16 protein-coding genes are annotated in these 15,954 nt (G+C 68.2%); 8 read left to right on the forward strand and 8 right to left on the reverse strand.

From position 1 onward, the window contains the following. Nucleotides 1-4: 4 nt before the first annotated feature. Nucleotides 5-703, forward strand: coding sequence for a two-component system response regulator KdpE (gene kdpE, locus RT97_RS23945; protein ID WP_042581342.1), 699 nt, complete (start codon nucleotides 5-7; stop codon nucleotides 701-703). A gap of 28 nt (nucleotides 704-731) precedes the next feature. Here kdpE and RT97_RS23950 read toward each other — a convergent pair whose 3' ends face one another. The 6 genes from RT97_RS23950 to RT97_RS23975 all read right to left on the reverse strand — a co-directional run bounded on the left by RT97_RS23950 (nucleotide 732) and on the right by RT97_RS23975 (nucleotide 7,030). Beyond that, a complete protein-coding gene (locus RT97_RS23950; protein WP_042581343.1) occupies nucleotides 732-1,862 on the reverse strand; it encodes a zinc-binding dehydrogenase in 1,131 nt (376 codons plus the stop codon). Between the two features lie 90 nt (nucleotides 1,863-1,952). Beyond that, nucleotides 1,953-2,498 (reverse strand): dual specificity protein phosphatase family protein, encoded by a 546-nt coding sequence (locus tag RT97_RS23955; RefSeq protein WP_042581344.1) that lies wholly within the window; start codon nucleotides 2,496-2,498, stop codon nucleotides 1,953-1,955. Next, entirely contained in the window at nucleotides 2,495-2,989 is a 495-nt protein-coding gene (locus RT97_RS23960) for a hypothetical protein (protein ID WP_042581345.1), read from the reverse strand. The genes RT97_RS23955 and RT97_RS23960 overlap by 4 nt, the downstream gene beginning before the upstream one ends. Next, nucleotides 2,986-4,128 carry an MGDG synthase family glycosyltransferase gene (locus RT97_RS23965; RefSeq protein ID WP_042581346.1) on the reverse strand — a complete coding sequence of 381 codons (1,143 nt, stop codon included), beginning with the start codon at nucleotides 4,126-4,128 and terminating at the stop codon, nucleotides 2,986-2,988. The genes RT97_RS23960 and RT97_RS23965 overlap by 4 nt, the downstream gene beginning before the upstream one ends. A 319-nt stretch (nucleotides 4,129-4,447) precedes the next feature. Continuing rightward, nucleotides 4,448-5,893, reverse strand: a complete 1,446-nt coding sequence (locus tag RT97_RS23970; RefSeq protein WP_042581347.1) for a nicotinate phosphoribosyltransferase — start codon at nucleotides 5,891-5,893, stop codon at nucleotides 4,448-4,450. 66 nt (nucleotides 5,894-5,959) lie between these two features. Further along, complete coding sequence (locus tag RT97_RS23975) at nucleotides 5,960-7,030, reverse strand: bifunctional nicotinamide-nucleotide adenylyltransferase/Nudix hydroxylase (protein ID WP_042581348.1); 1,071 nt, start codon at nucleotides 7,028-7,030, stop codon at nucleotides 5,960-5,962. Between the two features lie 83 nt (nucleotides 7,031-7,113). On the opposite strand from RT97_RS23975, the gene RT97_RS23980 reads away from it, so the two are divergent. From RT97_RS23980 to RT97_RS24000, 5 genes are all read left to right on the forward strand, one after another. After that, nucleotides 7,114-7,944: a pseudouridine synthase gene (locus tag RT97_RS23980; RefSeq protein WP_042581349.1), complete on the forward strand. Its 831-nt coding sequence runs from the start codon at nucleotides 7,114-7,116 to the stop codon at nucleotides 7,942-7,944. Nucleotides 7,945-7,954: 10 nt separating this feature from the next. Next, entirely contained in the window at nucleotides 7,955-9,058 is a 1,104-nt protein-coding gene (locus RT97_RS23985; protein WP_042581350.1) for a winged helix DNA-binding domain-containing protein, read from the forward strand. Nucleotides 9,059-9,179: 121 nt separating this feature from the next. Next, complete coding sequence (locus RT97_RS23990; protein WP_042581351.1) at nucleotides 9,180-9,836, forward strand: response regulator; 657 nt, start codon at nucleotides 9,180-9,182, stop codon at nucleotides 9,834-9,836. Nucleotides 9,837-9,936: 100 nt separating this feature from the next. Continuing rightward, nucleotides 9,937-11,340 (forward strand): sensor histidine kinase, encoded by a 1,404-nt coding sequence (locus tag RT97_RS23995; RefSeq protein ID WP_253278313.1) that lies wholly within the window; start codon nucleotides 9,937-9,939, stop codon nucleotides 11,338-11,340. 125 nt (nucleotides 11,341-11,465) lie between these two features. Continuing rightward, on the forward strand, nucleotides 11,466-11,804 hold the full coding sequence (locus RT97_RS24000; RefSeq protein ID WP_042581352.1) for a hypothetical protein: 339 nt from the start codon (nucleotides 11,466-11,468) through the stop codon (nucleotides 11,802-11,804). A 25-nt stretch (nucleotides 11,805-11,829) separates the two neighbouring features. On the opposite strand, the gene aqpZ is transcribed toward RT97_RS24000, so the two are convergent. Together aqpZ and RT97_RS24010 are read right to left on the reverse strand one after the other, a co-directional pair. Beyond that, the gene (gene aqpZ / locus RT97_RS24005) at nucleotides 11,830-12,537 is read right to left on the reverse strand and encodes an aquaporin Z (protein ID WP_042581353.1); all 708 of its coding nucleotides are present in this window, start codon (nucleotides 12,535-12,537) and stop codon (nucleotides 11,830-11,832) included. A 179-nt stretch (nucleotides 12,538-12,716) separates the two neighbouring features. Then, nucleotides 12,717-13,727: a zinc-dependent alcohol dehydrogenase family protein gene (locus tag RT97_RS24010; RefSeq protein ID WP_042581354.1), complete on the reverse strand. Its 1,011-nt coding sequence runs from the start codon at nucleotides 13,725-13,727 to the stop codon at nucleotides 12,717-12,719. Nucleotides 13,728-13,824: 97 nt separating this feature from the next. Here RT97_RS24010 and RT97_RS24015 point away from each other — a divergent pair, with 97 nt between their 5' ends. After that, entirely contained in the window at nucleotides 13,825-14,754 is a 930-nt protein-coding gene (locus RT97_RS24015; protein WP_042581355.1) for a LysR substrate-binding domain-containing protein, read from the forward strand. A gap of 59 nt (nucleotides 14,755-14,813) precedes the next feature. Then, nucleotides 14,814-15,860, forward strand: coding sequence for an ABC transporter substrate-binding protein (locus tag RT97_RS24020; protein ID WP_042581356.1), 1,047 nt, complete (start codon nucleotides 14,814-14,816; stop codon nucleotides 15,858-15,860). Nucleotides 15,861-15,954: the final 94 nt, after the last annotated feature.

Below are 15,954 nucleotides of genomic sequence, written 5' to 3' on the forward strand. Positions count from 1 at the left end.
AACCATGCCATCGCCCACCGCCATCGTGATCGAAGACGAGCCGCAGATCCGCCGCTTCGTGCGCGGCGCGCTCGAGGCCGAGGGCTGGCTGGTGCACGAGGCCGGCACGCTGCGCGACGGGCTCGCTGCGGCCGGCACACGGCAGCCCGACCTGCTGGTGCTCGACCTCGGCCTGCCCGATGGCGATGGTGTCTCGCTGATCCGCGACGTGCGCGGCTGGTCGGCCGTGCCGATCATCGTGCTGTCCGCCCGCACCGACGAGGCCGACAAGATCGCCGCGCTCGACGCCGGTGCCGACGACTACCTCACCAAGCCCTTCGGCACCGGCGAGCTGCTGGCGCGCGTGCGCGCCAACCTGCGCCGCCCGCGCGCCGCCAGCGGCGGCAACGACGAACCGGCCGACGCCGTCTTTCGATTCGGCGACATCGAACTGGACCGCGCCGCACGCATCGTGCGCCGCGCCAGCGCCGAAGTGCACCTGACGCCGACCGAGTACCGGCTGCTCTCGGTGCTGGTCGCGAACGCGGGCCGCGTGCTCACGCAGCGCCAGTTGCTGCGCGAGGTGTGGGGTCCGTCGCACACGGACCAGAGCCACTACCTGCGCATCTACATGGGGCACCTGCGGCAGAAGCTGGAGGCTGACCCGGCGCAGCCGCGTCATCTGTTGACCGAAACGGCTGTGGGCTACCGGTTGGTGGTCTAGGCGGAGGCCCCCACACCGAAGCGGGAGATCAGGCCGCGATGCCCTTGTTGGGATTCAGCAGGAACTTCTCCCCCGTCGCCTGCTTGCCATACACCCCGATCGCATCGAGCTGCAGCGCTTCGAGCAACGAGATTTCCCGCGTGTAGTGGCTCGCGAACGTCGTCTTGAGCTCGGCGACAACCCGCGCGCGCAAACGCTGCGTGCCTTCCGCGCCCAGCTTCTGCAGGAACGGAAACAGCAGCCACCCGCCCATTCCCCACGTCATGCCGAAGTTGCGCACGAACTCGGTCGGGCTGCGGTCCAGGCCCCCATAGATGTAGACCTGCTTGTGCGTGGTCGAGCCGTAGCGGCTGTATTCCTTGGCGGTGCGGTTCAGCGCCGCTTCCATGCAGCCGAGGATCTGGCCCGCGAGCTTGCCGCCGCCGGTGGCGTCGAAGGCGAGCGTTGCGCCGGTATCGACCAGTGCCTGCGTCAGGTCGTCGAGGAAGGTCGGCGAGGTCGCGTTGCACACGTACTTCGCGCCGATGCCGCGCAGGAGCGCTTCCTGCTCGGGCTTGCGCACGATGTTGACCAGGTCGATGCCGTCCTTCTGGCAGATCTTGTTGAGCATCTGCCCCAGGTTGGAAGCCGCGGCCGTGTGAACCAGCGCCTTGTGGCCTTCGCGCCGCATCGTCTCGACCATGCCCAGCGAGGTGAGCGGGTTGACGAAGCACGAGGCGCCTTCGGCCGGCGTGGTGCCCTCGGGCAGTTCGAGGCATTGGGCGGCGCCGATGGCGCGGTACTGCGAGTACATCGCGCCGCCTATGGCTGCCACGGTCTTGCCGAGCAGCGCCTGCGCGGCCGGCGACGATCCGGCCTTGACCACCACGCCCGCGCCTTCGTTGCCGACGGGCATCGACTGGTCGAGCCGCCCCGCCATCGACGGGCGCGCGCGTTCGGGAACGATGGCGGTGACGACCGGGCGGTCTGCGGTGCCCGAGGCCTTCGCGGTGGTCATGTCGGCCGCGCCGAACAGGAGGCCCAGGTCCGACGGGTTCATCGGCGACGCCTCGACGCGCACGATCACTTCATCGGCCTTGGGTTCGGGGATCGGTTCGTCGTGCAGCGAGAGTTCGAGCTCGCCGTTCGAGCGGACAAGGGAGCGCAGTTGGAGTGCCATGGAAGAAGCCCCTGTGAAAGGTCGTTCGGAGATGGCCATCGGCCACGGGGCGGCCAGTATAGGAGCGGGTCGCGAAAGCTGCAGGCGCCTTCAGGACACCACCGGAATCACCGGGGCATGGGCCAGCGCGTGGCGCATGCGCAGCGGATCGAGCCGCTCGATGTAGCGCGGAATGTTGCGCCACAGCGTGTGATAGCCGTAGCCGCCGCGCAGCATCTCCTGGCGTGCGCTGTCCTTGTCCCAGCCCTGCACCGCCATGCGGTAGACGGCCGCCACCACGCCCGTGCGGTCGGCACCGTGCATGCAATGGATCAGCACCGGCCCCTGCTTCTCGGCCTCGCGGATCGCCACCAGCGCGCGCAGCACCTTGGCATCGTCGATGGACCAGGTGTTGATCGGCACGCGCACCAGGCGGATGCCGCTGCCCGCGAACACCTTCTTGTCGTCATTGAACGACCGCAGGCTCACGATGGTGCGGATGCCCAGCGACTGCAGCGCCGCCACGTTCGCGCGCTTCGGCTGCGCGCTGCGGTACAGCGTGGGCGTGATGCGGTGCAGGTTCTCGACCTTCAATGCGTCGAGCGGATCGGCCCAGTGGCCGGGGCGCAGGTCGTCGGTCTCGGTCGTCGCTGTCATAGCGCGCGCCGGCGCCAATGGCGCACCGTGAGGATCAGCGCCGCCACCGCGAGGCCACCCCAGTAGTCGACCGGCGCGCCCCACAGCCAGTGCTTGTGCCAGAACGCATCGACCGGGTTGAAGCGCGCCCAGCCGAAGGCCGGGTTGATGATGAACCACAGGAAGTCTTCGCAGACCCAGAACACGATCAGCCCCGCGACCGCGAGCCCCACGTTGCGCCACGTCCACCGGCCGCTGAAGGCCAGCGGCGAGAAGAACACCAGCGCCATGAAGGTGAAGACCCAGGCGTGATAGCCGGTCATCGCGCGGCCGCCCCAGAACAGGTCCAGCCAGATGCTGTTCTCGATGCGCCAGGTGGGCAGCGACGTGGCCCAGCCCGCACCGCCCTCGATCTGGATCTCGGCGTTGGCGAAGAAGAAGGCCATCACGACCACCCACACGAGGTAGCCCAGCGTGCGGCCCACGCCTGTCTTTTCGATCTCGCCGCTCACGCCAGCGCACCCAGCACGTGTTGCAGCACGGCCCGCGCGGCCTGCGGCTTGCCCAGCGCGCGGCTGCGCGACGCCATGTTCGCGAGCTTGGCGGGGTCGGCCATCAGGCGCGCCACCTTGTAGTCCAGGCCGATGGCGTCGTAGGCGAGCCAGGCGGCGCCTTCTTCCATCAGGAATCCGGCGTTGTGTTCTTCCTGTCCGGGAATTGGCGAGATCAGCAGCATCGGCTTGCCGAGCGCGAGGCACTCGGACACGGTGAGGCCGCCGGGCTTGGTGACGACCAGGTCGGCCGCGGCCATCATCTTGTGCATTTCGTTGGTGAAGCCGATGGAGATCACGCGACCCGGATGGCGCTTGGCCAACGCTTCGAGCTTGCCATGCGCCTCGATGTTGCGGCCCGCAACTGCGATCACCTGGAAGTTGCCTTCGCCGCCAAGCCCGAGCACGCGTTCGACCATGCTCGCCAGGTCGCCCACGCCGGCACCTCCCGAGGCCATCAGCAGCACGGGCCGCGACGGATCGAGCCCGAGTTCGGCAGCGCAGGTGTTGCGCGCGAGGGCCGGTGCATCGGGTTCGGAAAACGCCGGCATCACCGGAATGCCCGTCACGTGGATGCGGTCCGCGGGAATGCCGCGTGCGCGGAGGCGAAAGGCCACTTCTTCGGTAGCGGCGAGATAGCCCGCCATGCCGGGAATCAGCCACATGTTGTGCAGGTCGTAGTCGGTGATCTGTAGCCACACGGGGTAGTCGATGCGCCCGCGGTTGCGTTCGCGCATCAGGAGTTCTGCCGGAAGAAAGTGCGTGCAGATCACGGCATCGGGCTTCTCGCGCCGGATCTCGCGTACCAGCGCGCCGGTGCTCAGCCGCTCGATGCCGCGGCGCAGGCGCTGCGAGGGCGCGTGGTGCGGCGTGGCGTCGGTGCGCTGGTGCAGGTACGACCACAGCTCGGGCGCGCGATTCACGAGCTGGATGTACCAGTCGGTGTAGACCTTGCGAAAGCCGCCGGCCACATGGGCCATGGCGTCGGTGTGGACCGCCGTGCAGGGCGGGGCGAGGGACTGGGCGGTGGCGGCAAGCGCCTGTGCTGCACGCACGTGGCCGTTGCCGGCGCTCACGCTGAGGATCAGGAGTTTGGTCATGTGTTCGACGGTCTGCGCGGATTATGAACATGCCATGTAGCACTGCTTCGAGGCCTGTTGTTCGGGGCGGCACTCGCGCCGACGGTGGGCTCTGTTTCGCGAATGTCCCCGGCTTCGCCTCCTCCTTGATTTCGCGAAACAGAGCCCACCATCAGCGCGAGCGCTTTCAGAGCGGTGGTTGACGGCTGTTCACACAGAGCGTGCCCCGATGCGCAGGGCATCGGGTGCTCCCCGCAGCGAAATCAAGGGGGAGGCCGCAGGCCGGAGGACATTCGCGCAGGGGAGTACCCGGTGGCCTGTGCACCACCCCGAAAAATCTTCAGAGCGGCGCCCGCGAGGTGACGAACTGATTCACCCCAATCGCCGCCCGTTCACGGATGGCATCGAACGTGGTGTTCGCCACGATGCGCCCGTTCTCGAACACCGTTTGCAGCAGATCCACTTGCCCATCCGCAAGCGTTTCTTCGCGCACCGTCTCCACTTCACCGCGCGCGTTCCGCACCAGCGCGAGCCGCCCCTTCTTCGAAGCCTTGCTCACATCGCCCACCGGCGACTTGTAGACATCACGCCACTCGCCGTTCACCTGCATCGCCGAACACTTCATCGCCCATTGCATGGTGTCGCGGTTGACCTGCTGCAGCAGCCCGCCGCCCATGCCGAAAGAGATGTTCTCCGTCGATAAACCGTTGTGGAAGAAGTTCGAGAGGCACAGCCGCAGCGAGTCGAGGTTGACGCCGTCGCCCTGGATGATCCGCACGTTGTTCAGCACGCGGAATCCCTTGGCATTGGTCGTGGTGCCGAAGCGATCGGCCAGGATCTGCGCCACCTTGAGCGTGGTCTCGGCCGGATCGCCCGAGTCGGGCCGCACCACCAGCGTCGCACCCGAGGCCACCACCTTCGCCTTGAGCTCGTCGCCCCAGATGCGCGCGCAGGCATTGAAGATGTCGTAGCTGTCGCTCACCACCGCGAAGGTCGCGCCGGGCTTGCCGAACTGGTCGACCATGTTGCTGTAGGCATCGGCTTCGTGGTCGCGGCCCCAGCCCGTGATGGTGCTGTGCTCGGCCGCGGGAATCGAGAAGCCCGCCACGTCGCAGTCGTAGTAGCGGCGCGCCGCGACCAGCGCGGCCAGCGTGTCGGTGCCCATGAAGTTGACCAGGTGGGCCATGCCGCCGAGCGCCGCCGATTCCAGGCTCGACACCCCGCGCGCGCCGAAGTCGTGCAGCCGGAAGGCGACCTGGCCTTGCGGATCGTCGCAGGTCGCTTCGAGGTACCGCAGCAGCGTCGTGCGCGCGGCCGCGGAGAGCGTGGCCACCGTGGTCGGGTACCAGATCGCGCGCAGCAATTCGGTCTCCAGGAAACTCGTGACCCAGAAGAACTCGGGGTCGGTGTTCTCGATGGTGGCCAGCACGTTGTGCACCGGCAGCACACTGCCCTCGGGCACGGCGCGGATGCGCACCGGCATCAGCCCGCCGTGCTTCTCGATCAGCCGCAGCCACCCTTCCCGGTTGAAGGGCTCGCCGTGCACGGCCATCATCGCCGCGGCTTCGTCGACGTCGGCGAGCGTCACTGGCGTCTGCAGGTATTCGCGCAGGTACGCCTGCAGGCCGAAGAAAAGCGAGTGGCTGAAGAGCCCGCCGCGCGATTCGATGTAGCTGTACACCGTCTGCGTGCCGGGCGGATATTGCATCCAGTGCGACACCTTGTAGGAGTCGGTGCGCAGCAGCAGGTTGTTGCCCAGGGGCGAGGAGGTGAGGTTGCGGTTCATTGTGAAAGCTCCTTTCACGTGGGCCCCGTCAACCGGAGCCCGTTCTTGCTGACAAAGCCTGGTCGTTCAGTTCTTGCCCAGGCCACCCAAAAAATGATTCGCGATGAAGAAGTGGTCTTCGTAGATGCGGTCCTGCATGTCGAGGAATTCTGCAATCGGCACCCAGCGCACCTCGGCCGCGTCGTCGTCGGCACGCACGTCCGAAAGGCCCGTCCACTGGTTGTGCGCGAGCTCGAAGAAAAACCCGTGCGTGATCGTGCGGCCGCGCTGCGAGCGGTCGGGCGCATCGAACACATGGCTGGCCTTCATGCTGCCGTTGAGCACGGGCACGGGCACCTTCAGGCGGGTTTCTTCCTTCAGCTCGCGGATGGCCGCGTCCTGCAGCCGTTCGTGCTGGCCGACGAAGCCGCCGGGCAGCGCCCAGGTGCCCTTGCCGGGATGGAACTTGCGCTGCACCAGCAGGATGTGGCCGGCCTCGACCACGATGGCATCGACCGTGGTGTAGATCGGCGGAAAGTCGCTGCCCGCATAGCGGTACTTGTCGCGGTAGTCGACGAGGAAGGCGCGCTCCTCGCAGAGCTCGGCGTAGTCGGCGGTGCCGGTGAACTTGTCGAGAAAGGCCGCAGTGCCGTCGGGCAGGTCGGCCGGCGCGAGCTGGCCGCGGTTCTCGGGGTCGAAGTAGAGGCTGCGCACGTCGGTGGCGTTCAGGCTCTCCACGCTGTGCTGGCCGACGAACTCCCAGTGCGGGAAGAGCTTGAGGTAGTAGCTCGAGGCGTCCTTGAGGTGGCCCACCAGCGCGACCTTCGCCTGCGCGGGCACATGGCCGTCCTGCTGGATCAGCCGTTCGACGGCCGACTGGATCGACGCGATCCAGATCTGGTCGTTGTAGGGCGAATCGCCCACGCCGACGACGCTCACGCGCATCTGCTCGGTGCCGCGCAAACAGGCGCGCACCATGCGTTCGCGTTCGTCGAAGGTGAAGGGGTTCTTGACACTCCGCGGCTTGCGGTCGGAGCCGACCACCACGATGACCCGATCGGCGGCGCGAAGGCCTTCTTCGATGAGTCGTTGGTGACCGAAATGAACGGGCTGGAAACGCCCGATGACGATGGCGTACTGGTACTTGCGTGTGCTCACTTGGGAATCCCCCAAAATTGGCGCAATCAACTTGCGCTTGGGTTCAGGATAGCATCGGTGCCGCCCACGAATCAAGCCTTTCGATGACCGAGCCCTCTTCCCCCCATGCTCCCGTGCGCCTGAACAAGCGCATGGCCGAACTCAAGATGTGCTCGCGCCGCGAGGCCGACGAGTGGATCGCCAACGGCTGGGTGAAGGTGAACGGCAAGCCGGCCGAAATGGGTGTGAAGGTCACGCCGTCCGACCGCATCGAGATCGACAAGGCCGCCAAGGGCCAGCAGGCGAACCAGGTCACCATCCTCATCAACAAGCCCATCGGCTACGTGAGCGGGCAGGCCGAAGACGGGCACGAACCCGCGGTCACGCTCTTCACGCCGCAGAACCGCTGGGCGGACGACAACGCGCGCTTCTTCTTCAGCCCCCAGCAACTGCGCGGCCTTGCGCCGTGCGGGCGGCTGGACATCGATTCCATCGGCCTCCTTGTGATGACGCAGGACGGCCGCATCGCGCGCCAGTTGATCGGCGAAGACTCGGTGATGGAGAAGGAATACCTGGTGCGCGTGGCTTACTACGGCCCGGGCCAAGCTGCACCGACGGGGCAGCTCATCCGCATGGACGACGACGATCCCGTCACCCAGAACGTGCAGGCGGTCTTTCCGCCGGCGATGCTCGCGAAGCTGAGGCATGGCCTCAGCCTCGACGGCCAGGCGCTCAAGCCGGCGCGGGTCGAATGGCAGAACCCCGAGCAGTTGCGCTTCGTGCTCACCGAGGGCAAGAAGCGGCAGATCCGCCGCATGTGCGAGCTGGTGGGCCTCAAGGTGGTGGGCTTGAAGCGCGTGCGCATCGGCAAGGTGATGCTGGGCAACCTGCCGGTGGGGCAGTGGCGCTACCTCGGACCGCACGAGAAATTCTGAGCGTTCGCCGATGGCCGCCCTGCTGAGCCGGCGCGCGCTGAACCGGGCGACGCTCGCGCGGCAGATGCTGCTGGCGCGGCGCAAGGCAACGGTCGCAGAGGCCATCGAGAAGCTCGCGGGGCTGCAGGCGCAGGCGCCGAACCCGCCATACATCGGCCTCTGGAGCCGGCTCGAAGGTTTTCGCCGCGAGCAACTCACCGACGCGCTCAGGAAGCGCCGCGTCGTGCGCATGTCGACGCTGCGCGCGACCCTGCACCTGATGACGGCACGCGACGCGCTGGCATGGCGCCCGCTGCTCGAGGCGGTGCATCAGCGCGGCCTCTCGGGCGAGCATTCGCGGGCGCTCGAAGGCATCGACCGCGCGGCCGTGGTGGCGGCTGGCGCAGCATTGTTCGACGAAGGCCCGCTCACCGCCACCGCGCTCGGGCAGGCGCTCGCGGCGCGCTGGAAAGACCGCGCGCCGGCATCGCTCGCCGCGCTCATCCGCAACAACGTGCCGCTGGTGCACCTGCCGCCCGCCGGCAGCTGGAACTCGCACCAGAACGCCCAGCTCCAGCCCATCGCGCAATGGCTCGGAGACTCCGCCGCCGATGCCAACGCCGCCACGCAGGACGACCTGCTGCTGCGCTACCTGGCCGCCTTCGGACCGGCGACGCTGGCCGATGCCGGCGCATGGTCGGGCCTCACCGGCTGGAAGGCCGTGGCCGAGCGCCTGAAGCCGCAGTTGCGCATGTTCGTCGGCGAAGAGGGCCAGGAGCTCTTCGACCTGCCGCGCGCGCCGCGCCCCGACCCCGACACGCCCGCGCCGCCGCGCCTGGTCGCCGAATGGGACAACCTGCTGCTCTCGCACGTCGACCGAAGCCGCGTGATGAGCGAGGCGCATCGCGCCCGCGTGTTCACCGTCAACGGCATCGTGCGCGGCACGGTGCTGCTAGACGGCTTAGTCTCGGGCACCTGGAAGATCGAGCGGGCGAAGAACGCGGCCACGGTCGTGCTGGAGCCGTTCGCGCGCTGGTCGAAGGCCGACCGCCTCGGCGTGCAGGAAGAGGCGATGCGCCTCCTTGCCTTCGCGGCGGACGGCGAGGGCGAGCGGCACGACGTGCGCGTGCTGTGACCCTTTCGCCGGCACGGCGCCTAAGCGTCGCCTAAGACTTCGCCCCTACGCTGCGCCGCGGCGCAGGGCACTACCGATCATCCCGATCACGTGCTAACTTGCGGCCCAAGGAGTCGCCGCAATGCGCGTGCTTTTGGTGGAAGACGACGAAATGATCGGGCGCAGCCTGAAACAGGCGCTCGAGGGCGCGGGCTGGTCCGCGGACTGGGTGCGCGACGGCGAGCTCGCGCAGAGCGCATTGGGCGACGGCGGCTACACCTGCGTGCTGCTCGATCTGGGCCTGCCCAAGCAGGACGGCACCGACGTGTTGCGGCGCGCACGCGAACGCGGCGACGCGACGCCGGTGCTGGTGCTCACCGCACGCGACGGCCTGGACGACCGCATCAACAGCCTCGACCTGGGCGCCGACGACTACCTTCTCAAGCCTTTCGAGTTTCGCGAGCTGCTCGCGCGCATGCGGGCCATCGTGCGGCGCCGCGATGGCGCGGCGCATTCGCTGGTGGGCAGCGGCGCGCTGCAGCTGGACCTCACGACGCGCGAGGTGCTGGTCAACGGCGAGCGCGAGGCGCTCACGGCGCGCGAGTTCGCGCTGCTGCATGCGCTCCTGGAGCGGCCCGGCGCGATCCTGTCGCGCGAGCAGCTGGAGAACCGCATCTACGGCTGGGGCGAGGAAGTGACGAGCAACGCGATCGACGTGCTGATCCACGGCATGCGCCGCAAGCTCGGCGCCGAGTCGATTCGCAACGTGCGCGGACTCGGCTGGCGCGTCGCGGCATGAGGCTCGCCCGCAGGCTGCGCGCACTCCGTGTCGCTTCGCCGATCCCCTGCCGCTGGCAACACCTGAGGCCCCGCGAAGCCCTTTCCCCGGTGTCTCGTGGATGGTGTCTCTTTCGGCCTCGGCCATGACCGAGGACGTGCGCCCCAATGGCCGCTGGTGGCGACCGCGCTCGCTGCGCAGGCAACTCCTGCTGTGGCTGGTCACGCTGCACCTGGTCGGGGCGGTCGCGACCGCATGGTTCTCCTTCCTGGCGTACGGCAACCTGGTCCACAACGCGCTGGACGACCAGATGCGGCTGGTGGCCGAGTCGTACACGGGCAACGACCCGCCCAAGACACCTCGTGCGGTCGATGGGGAGGCCGCGTTTTCGCGAGGCGCTTTCGTCGTGCAGATCTGGAGCGCCGATGGCACGGCGCTGCGCGCGAGCTCATGGCCCGCGCTGTCGGTGCCGCTGCAGCCCGGCGAGGGCTTTCGCAACGTGAACACGGGCGCCCATGCGCATTCGAGCTGGCGCGTCTTCACCGCCGAGCGCGGCCCGCGCGCCGACCAGCCGCGCGTGCAGGTGCTGCAGAACGAGGACTACCGCCGCCGCCGCGCTTTGCGCCGCGCCCTGCTCGAAGGCCTGCCGATCGCGCTGCTGCTGCCGGCGGCGCTGCTGATCCTGTGGCTCATCGTCTCGGCGGCCTCGCGCTCGCTGCGCGGGGTGGCGCGCGACGTGGCCTCGCAGGACGAGCGCAGCCCCACCGAGCTTTCGCTCGCGCGCGTGCCCGACGAAATCGCGCCGCTGGTGGGTGCCTTCAACAACCTGCTCGCGCGTGTGCGCAGCGCCTTCGCCACGCAGCGCCGCTTCGTGCAGGACGCCGCGCACGAACTGCGCACGCCGATGGCCGCCATCGGCCTGCAGATCGAGAACCTGCGCGCGCACGTGCCGGCCGGCGAAGCCACCGACCGCTTCAACCAGCTCGAGGCGGGCGTGACCCGCGCGCAGCATCTCATCGAGCAATTGCTGAGCCTCTCGCGGCAGGACGCGCCGCAGCGTGCGATGGTGCGCGAGGCCATCGACATCGAAGTGCTGCTGCGCGAGAGCGTGAGCCAGCTGATGGTGCTGGCCGATGCGCGGCGCGTGGACGTGGGTTTCGAAGGCAGCATCACGCCGGTGGTGTCCGCGCCTGCGGCCGAGTTGCGCAGCGTGTTCGACAACCTGATCGACAACGCGCTTCGCTATGCGCCCGAAGGCGGGGTCGTCGATGTGCGGCTGCATGCGGTCGACGGCCATGCGGTGGTCGACGTGCTGGACAACGGGGCGGGCATTCCGGAGAGCGCCATGGGGCGCGTGTTCGACCGCTTCTTTCGCGTGCCGGGCGCGGCGGCCGGCGGCAGCGGGCTCGGGTTGGCGATTGCGCGGACTGCCGCGGAGCGCAACGGAATGCGCATCGAATTGCAAAACCGCACCGACGGCCCGGGGCTCATGGCGCGTGTGCATCTGCCGTCATCGCCCGTCTAAGTCGCAGCTAAGTCTTCGCTCATCCTCACCTCAGTCGGTGTGCCTAGAGTACATCCAGGTCCTGCCACGCGCAGTTCGCGCGATGGCACGAGACCGGAGACAACCTGCCCTCAGGAGAACACACCATGCGCACTTCCTTCAAGCTTCTCGCCATCGGTTCCTTCGCTGCGCTCGCAGCCCTGGGCACCGTGAATGCATCGGCCGAAACGACCGACGGCTCCGACTTCCATCCGCTGCAGATGAACTCGCCCGAAAGGCCCGAGGTGCAGGCCGGCGCGATTGCCGCCGCGCATCCGAGCGGCACCGAGTCCATTGGCCAGTCGACCAGCGCGCCCGCGATGCTGTCGACGGTCTCGGACACCGAAGTGCAGGCCGGCGCCTTTGCCGCCTCGCACCCCACGGGCACCGAGTCGATCGGCCAGTCGACCTCGCTGCCGCTGGTGAAGTCGGCCAGCGGCAGCTGATCCCGCTCGGCGGGCGCGGCGACGCTCAGTCGTCGTTGCCGCTGCTGAGCAAGGCGCGGTAGATCACCGCGCCGATGATCGCGCCCGCAATGGGCGCGACCCAGAAGAGCCACAGTTCCGACACCGCATGGGACGGCCCGAAGAGGGCCGGGCCCGTGCTGCGCGCCGGGTTCACCGACGTGTTGGTCACCGGGATCGAGATCAGGTGGATCAGCGTGAGGCACAGGCCGATGGCCATGCCCGCGAAGCCGCCCGCCGCGCGCTTGGCGGTCGAACCCAGGATCACGATCAGGAACACGGCCGTCATCACCACTTCGCACAGCGCCGCGGCATACAGGCCGTACTTGCCGGGCGAGTGCTCGCCGTAGCCGTTGGTGGCGAAGCCGCCGATGTCGGCGCCCGGCTTGCCCGTGGCGATCAGATAGAGAATGCCGGCCGCCGCGATCGCGCCGAGCACCTGCGCCACGATGTAGCCCGCGAGCTGCGATGCCTTGAAACGGCCCGCGGCCGCCAGGCCGATCGACACCGCCGGATTGAAGTGCCCGCCCGAGATCGGTCCGAGCGCATAGGCCCCTGTCACCACCGTGAGACCGAAGGCCAGCGAGACCCCGAGCAGGCCGATGCCGACGCCCGGAAAGGCCGCGGCCAGGACTGCGCTTCCGCAGCCTCCGAGCGTGAGCCAGAAAGTACCAATGAACTCGGCCGACCATTTTTTGTAGGTACTGTGTTCCATAGCGCTCCATCCTGAAGTTGAGAAAGCGCGCAGGGTCCAGGCCCGGCGCGGGCGCATTCTGAAACGAGAAATCGGGAGCGTCGATCAGCCCGTTGCGGCGAACGGCATCTCTTCACGGATCGCGCAATTTTTGTACGCTGCCGCAACTGCGTTGCATCTGCAAGTAAGGCCTCGATACCTCAAGGCGTGATGACGATCTTCCCGAATGCGCCGCGCTCCAGGTGATCGAGCGCTGCAGGCAGCGCATCGAAACCGTATTGCGCTGCGATCACCGGCTTGAGCGCATTCACGTCGATGGCGCGCACGAGGTCTTCGAGTGCACGGCGATGACCGACGCCGATGCCCTGCACCGTCACGCGGCCGAGCACCATCGCATAGAACGAAGCGCTCAGCGTCTCGCCGCCGAGCATGCCGATGATCGACACGCGCCCCCCTTGCTTCGTGGCCTGCAGCGAGCGGTCGAGGTTCGGGCCGCTCCCGAGTTCGAGCACGTGGTCCGCGCCGCGGCCGTGGGTGAGCCGGCGCACTTCGGCGGGCCAGTCGCCATCGCGCAGCAGCACGTGCGAAGCGCCGAGTGCGAGCGCCTCGTCGCGCTTGTCCTGGCTGCCCGTCACCACGATGGCCTGCGCGCCATGCAGCCGCGCCAGCTGCAGTCCGAACAGCGCGACGCCGCCGGTGCCGTGGATCAGCACGGTCTCGCCCGCGCGCAAGCCGCCGGTCTCGGCGAGTGCGAACCATGCGGTGAGGCCCGCGCAGGGCAGCGTGCTGGCTTCGGCCAGGCTCAGCGTGGCGGGGGCGGCCACGGCCCACGCCGCATCGATCAGCACATGCGATGCGAGCATGCCCGGCCCGGGTCCGCCGGCGAGCACGGCTTCGCTGTGCCAGTGGCTGTCGATCCATCCGCCCCAGAAGGTATTGACGACGCGGTCGCCGACGGCGAAGCGCTTCACGCCGGGGCCTGCGGCGATCACCGTGCCCGCCATGTCGGAGCCGGGCGTGAAGGGCAGATCGAGCTTCATGCCCATGCCGTCGCGAATCATCAGCAGGTCGCGGTAATTGAGCGACACCGCACCGACCTGCACGAGGATCTGGCCTGCGCCCGGCTCGGGCAAGGGCGCCTCGGCCTGTTCGAGATGAACGCGGCCGAATCGAGGAAGCTGCCAGCGGCGCAGCGTCTGAGGTTCTTGCATCGGAAGGGCTCCAAAAAAACGAAGCCTTGATGCTATTGACGATGAAAAGTATCCGGTGGCGGATAATTTTCTCCTTTATGGAGCTTGAAAGTATCCAATGAGCCAGCGCCTGCAGGGCATCGAGGAGTTCGTCGCGGCGGTCGAAGCTGGCAGCTTCGCGCTCGCGGCGCAGCGGCTGCACGTCACCCGTTCGGCGGTGGCCAAGAGCATCGCCCGGCTCGAGGCGCGGCTGGACACGCGGCTCTTCCTGCGCACCACGCGCAGCCAGAGCCTCACCGAGGAAGGCCACGGCTACTACGAGCGCTGCCGCCGCGCGCTGGCCGAACTCGACGCGGCCGAGGCCCACACCAACGTGGCGCGCAGCACCGCCACCGGCCTTGTGCGCCTGAGCATGCCGGCGATGCTCGGCCGTCTCAAGGTCGGGCCGCTGTTGCTGGCGCTGGCGCGGCGGCATCCGGCGCTTTCGCTCGAACTCGCGTTCAGCGACCGTCGCGTGGACCTGGTCGAAGAAGGGCTCGATCTGGCGATCCGCAGCGGCGAGCTCGCCGACACGTCGAAGCTGATCGCGCGGCCGGTCGGCGTGCAATGGATGGTGCTGTGCGCCGCGCCCGCGTACCTCGCCGAGCGCGGGCACCCGCGCGGCATCGATGCGCTCCAGTCACCGCAGACGCCGCACGAGGCCGTGCTCTATGCGCGCGACGGGCAGGTCTCGACCTGGCGCTTTCACGATGGCGAAGGCCGGCTCGTCGACGTGACGCTGCCTTCTCGCCTGCGCTGCGACAGCGCCGAGGTGCTGCTCGAAGCCGCCGTCGGCGGCATGGGCCTGGCGCGCCTGCCGGCATGGCTTGCGGCCGATGCGCTGGCCGCGGGCACGCTGGTGCGGGTGTTCGAGGAGCCCAGGCCCTTCGGCTTCGAGTTGAACGTGATCCGCTCGCGCAGCCGCTACCTGCCGTTCAAGACGCGAGTGGTGATCGACTGGCTGGCCGAGCACCTGCCGCCGCTGCTGGCCGCGCCGCAATCGCCGTGACCCGCAAGGTGGGCGCTATCCTGCGCCTTCGAACCACATCCCCTGCCCAGGAGAAACGCATGCGCCCCATCGCCATCCGGAACATCGCGGCGGCCGCCGCCTTCGCCGCCTTCGCGGCCTTGGCGCTGTCGTCGCAGCACGCAGCCGCGCAGGGCACCGTCAATGCGCTGTGCAGCACCGACGCGGGCTGGTGCGAGGCCGCGGCCGCGGCTTTCACGCGCGAGACCGGCATCAAGGTGCAGCAGGCGCACAAGGGCACCGGCGAGATCGGTGCGCAACTGCGCGCCGAAGCCGCGAACCCCAAGACCGACATCTGGTGGGGCGGCACCGGCGATCCGTTCCTGCAGGCGGCCGAGCAGGGCCTGCTCGAGCCTTATCGCCCGGCCTACATCAACGACCTGCACGACTGGGCCGTGCGGCAGTACGCGCTGTCGCAGAACATGGTGGGCGGCTTCTACACGAGCGCCATCGGCTTCGGCTTCAACACCGACGTGCTCAAGAAAAAGAAGCTGCATGAACCCAGGTGCTGGGCCGACCTGGTCAAGCCCGAATACAAGGGCGAGATCGAGATCTCGCATCCGGCATCCAGCGGCACGGCCTACACCATCATCGCGGGCCTCGTGCAGCAGATGGGCGAGGACGCAGCCTTCGACTACCTCAAGAAGCTGCACAGGAACGTCACCAGCTACACCCGCAGCGGCCAGGCGCAGGCGCCCAACGTGGCCAAGGGCGAAGTGGCCATCGGCGTGAGCTTCATCTTCGGCTTCGAGCGCTGGCGGTACGACAAATTTCCGGTGAAGACCGCCGCGCCCTGCGAAGGCACGGGCTACGAGATCGGCGGCATCGCGTTGGTCAAGGGCGCGCGCAACAAGGAGAACGCCCGGCGCTACTACGACTGGCTCATGAGCCCGAAGGGCCAGGCCATCGGCGGCCAGGCGGGCAGCCTGCAGTCGCCCGCCAACAAGACCTTCAAGCCCGATGCGCGCATTCCGTCGATGGCCGACGTGAAGCTCATCAAGTACGACTTCCAGAAGTACGGGCAGGCGGCCGAGCGCAAGCGCCTGATCGATCGCTGGACGCGCGAGGTCGAGTCGCAACCGCGGTAGCGGCTCCCGGAGAACGCCGGCATTGTTTTTTTAGAACTAAAGCCCCATTTCGCAAAGTTGGTAACGCGGCCGCACGACCCGAGGCGGTCCGACT

Origin of the sequence: Variovorax paradoxus (genome assembly GCF_000834655.1) — a bacterium.
Classification (GTDB): Bacteria; Pseudomonadota; Gammaproteobacteria; order Burkholderiales; family Burkholderiaceae_C; genus Variovorax; species Variovorax paradoxus_F.

Excerpts from the sequence above, each read along its gene's own strand:
- RT97_RS23970 (WP_042581347.1), bottom strand. The coding sequence starts at position 5,893 with ATGAACCGCAACCTCACCTCCTCGCCCCTGGGCAACAACCTGCTGCTG.
- RT97_RS24020 (WP_042581356.1), top strand. The coding sequence starts at position 14,814 with ATGCGCCCCATCGCCATCCGGAACATCGCGGCGGCCGCCGCCTTCGCC.
- aqpZ (WP_042581353.1), bottom strand. The coding sequence starts at position 12,537 with ATGGAACACAGTACCTACAAAAAATGGTCGGCCGAGTTCATTGGTACT.
- RT97_RS23965 (WP_042581346.1), bottom strand. The coding sequence starts at position 4,128 with ATGACCAAACTCCTGATCCTCAGCGTGAGCGCCGGCAACGGCCACGTG.
- kdpE (WP_042581342.1), top strand. The coding sequence starts at position 5 with ATGCCATCGCCCACCGCCATCGTGATCGAAGACGAGCCGCAGATCCGC.
- RT97_RS24015 (WP_042581355.1), top strand. The coding sequence starts at position 13,825 with ATGAGCCAGCGCCTGCAGGGCATCGAGGAGTTCGTCGCGGCGGTCGAA.
- RT97_RS24010 (WP_042581354.1), bottom strand. The coding sequence starts at position 13,727 with ATGCAAGAACCTCAGACGCTGCGCCGCTGGCAGCTTCCTCGATTCGGC.
- RT97_RS23990 (WP_042581351.1), top strand. The coding sequence starts at position 9,180 with ATGCGCGTGCTTTTGGTGGAAGACGACGAAATGATCGGGCGCAGCCTG.
- RT97_RS23955 (WP_042581344.1), bottom strand. The coding sequence starts at position 2,498 with ATGACAGCGACGACCGAGACCGACGACCTGCGCCCCGGCCACTGGGCC.
- RT97_RS23980 (WP_042581349.1), top strand. The coding sequence starts at position 7,114 with ATGACCGAGCCCTCTTCCCCCCATGCTCCCGTGCGCCTGAACAAGCGC.
- RT97_RS24000 (WP_042581352.1), top strand. The coding sequence starts at position 11,466 with ATGCGCACTTCCTTCAAGCTTCTCGCCATCGGTTCCTTCGCTGCGCTC.
- RT97_RS23950 (WP_042581343.1), bottom strand. The coding sequence starts at position 1,862 with ATGGCACTCCAACTGCGCTCCCTTGTCCGCTCGAACGGCGAGCTCGAA.
- RT97_RS23995 (WP_253278313.1), top strand. The coding sequence starts at position 9,937 with ATGGTGTCTCTTTCGGCCTCGGCCATGACCGAGGACGTGCGCCCCAAT.
- RT97_RS23985 (WP_042581350.1), top strand. The coding sequence starts at position 7,955 with ATGGCCGCCCTGCTGAGCCGGCGCGCGCTGAACCGGGCGACGCTCGCG.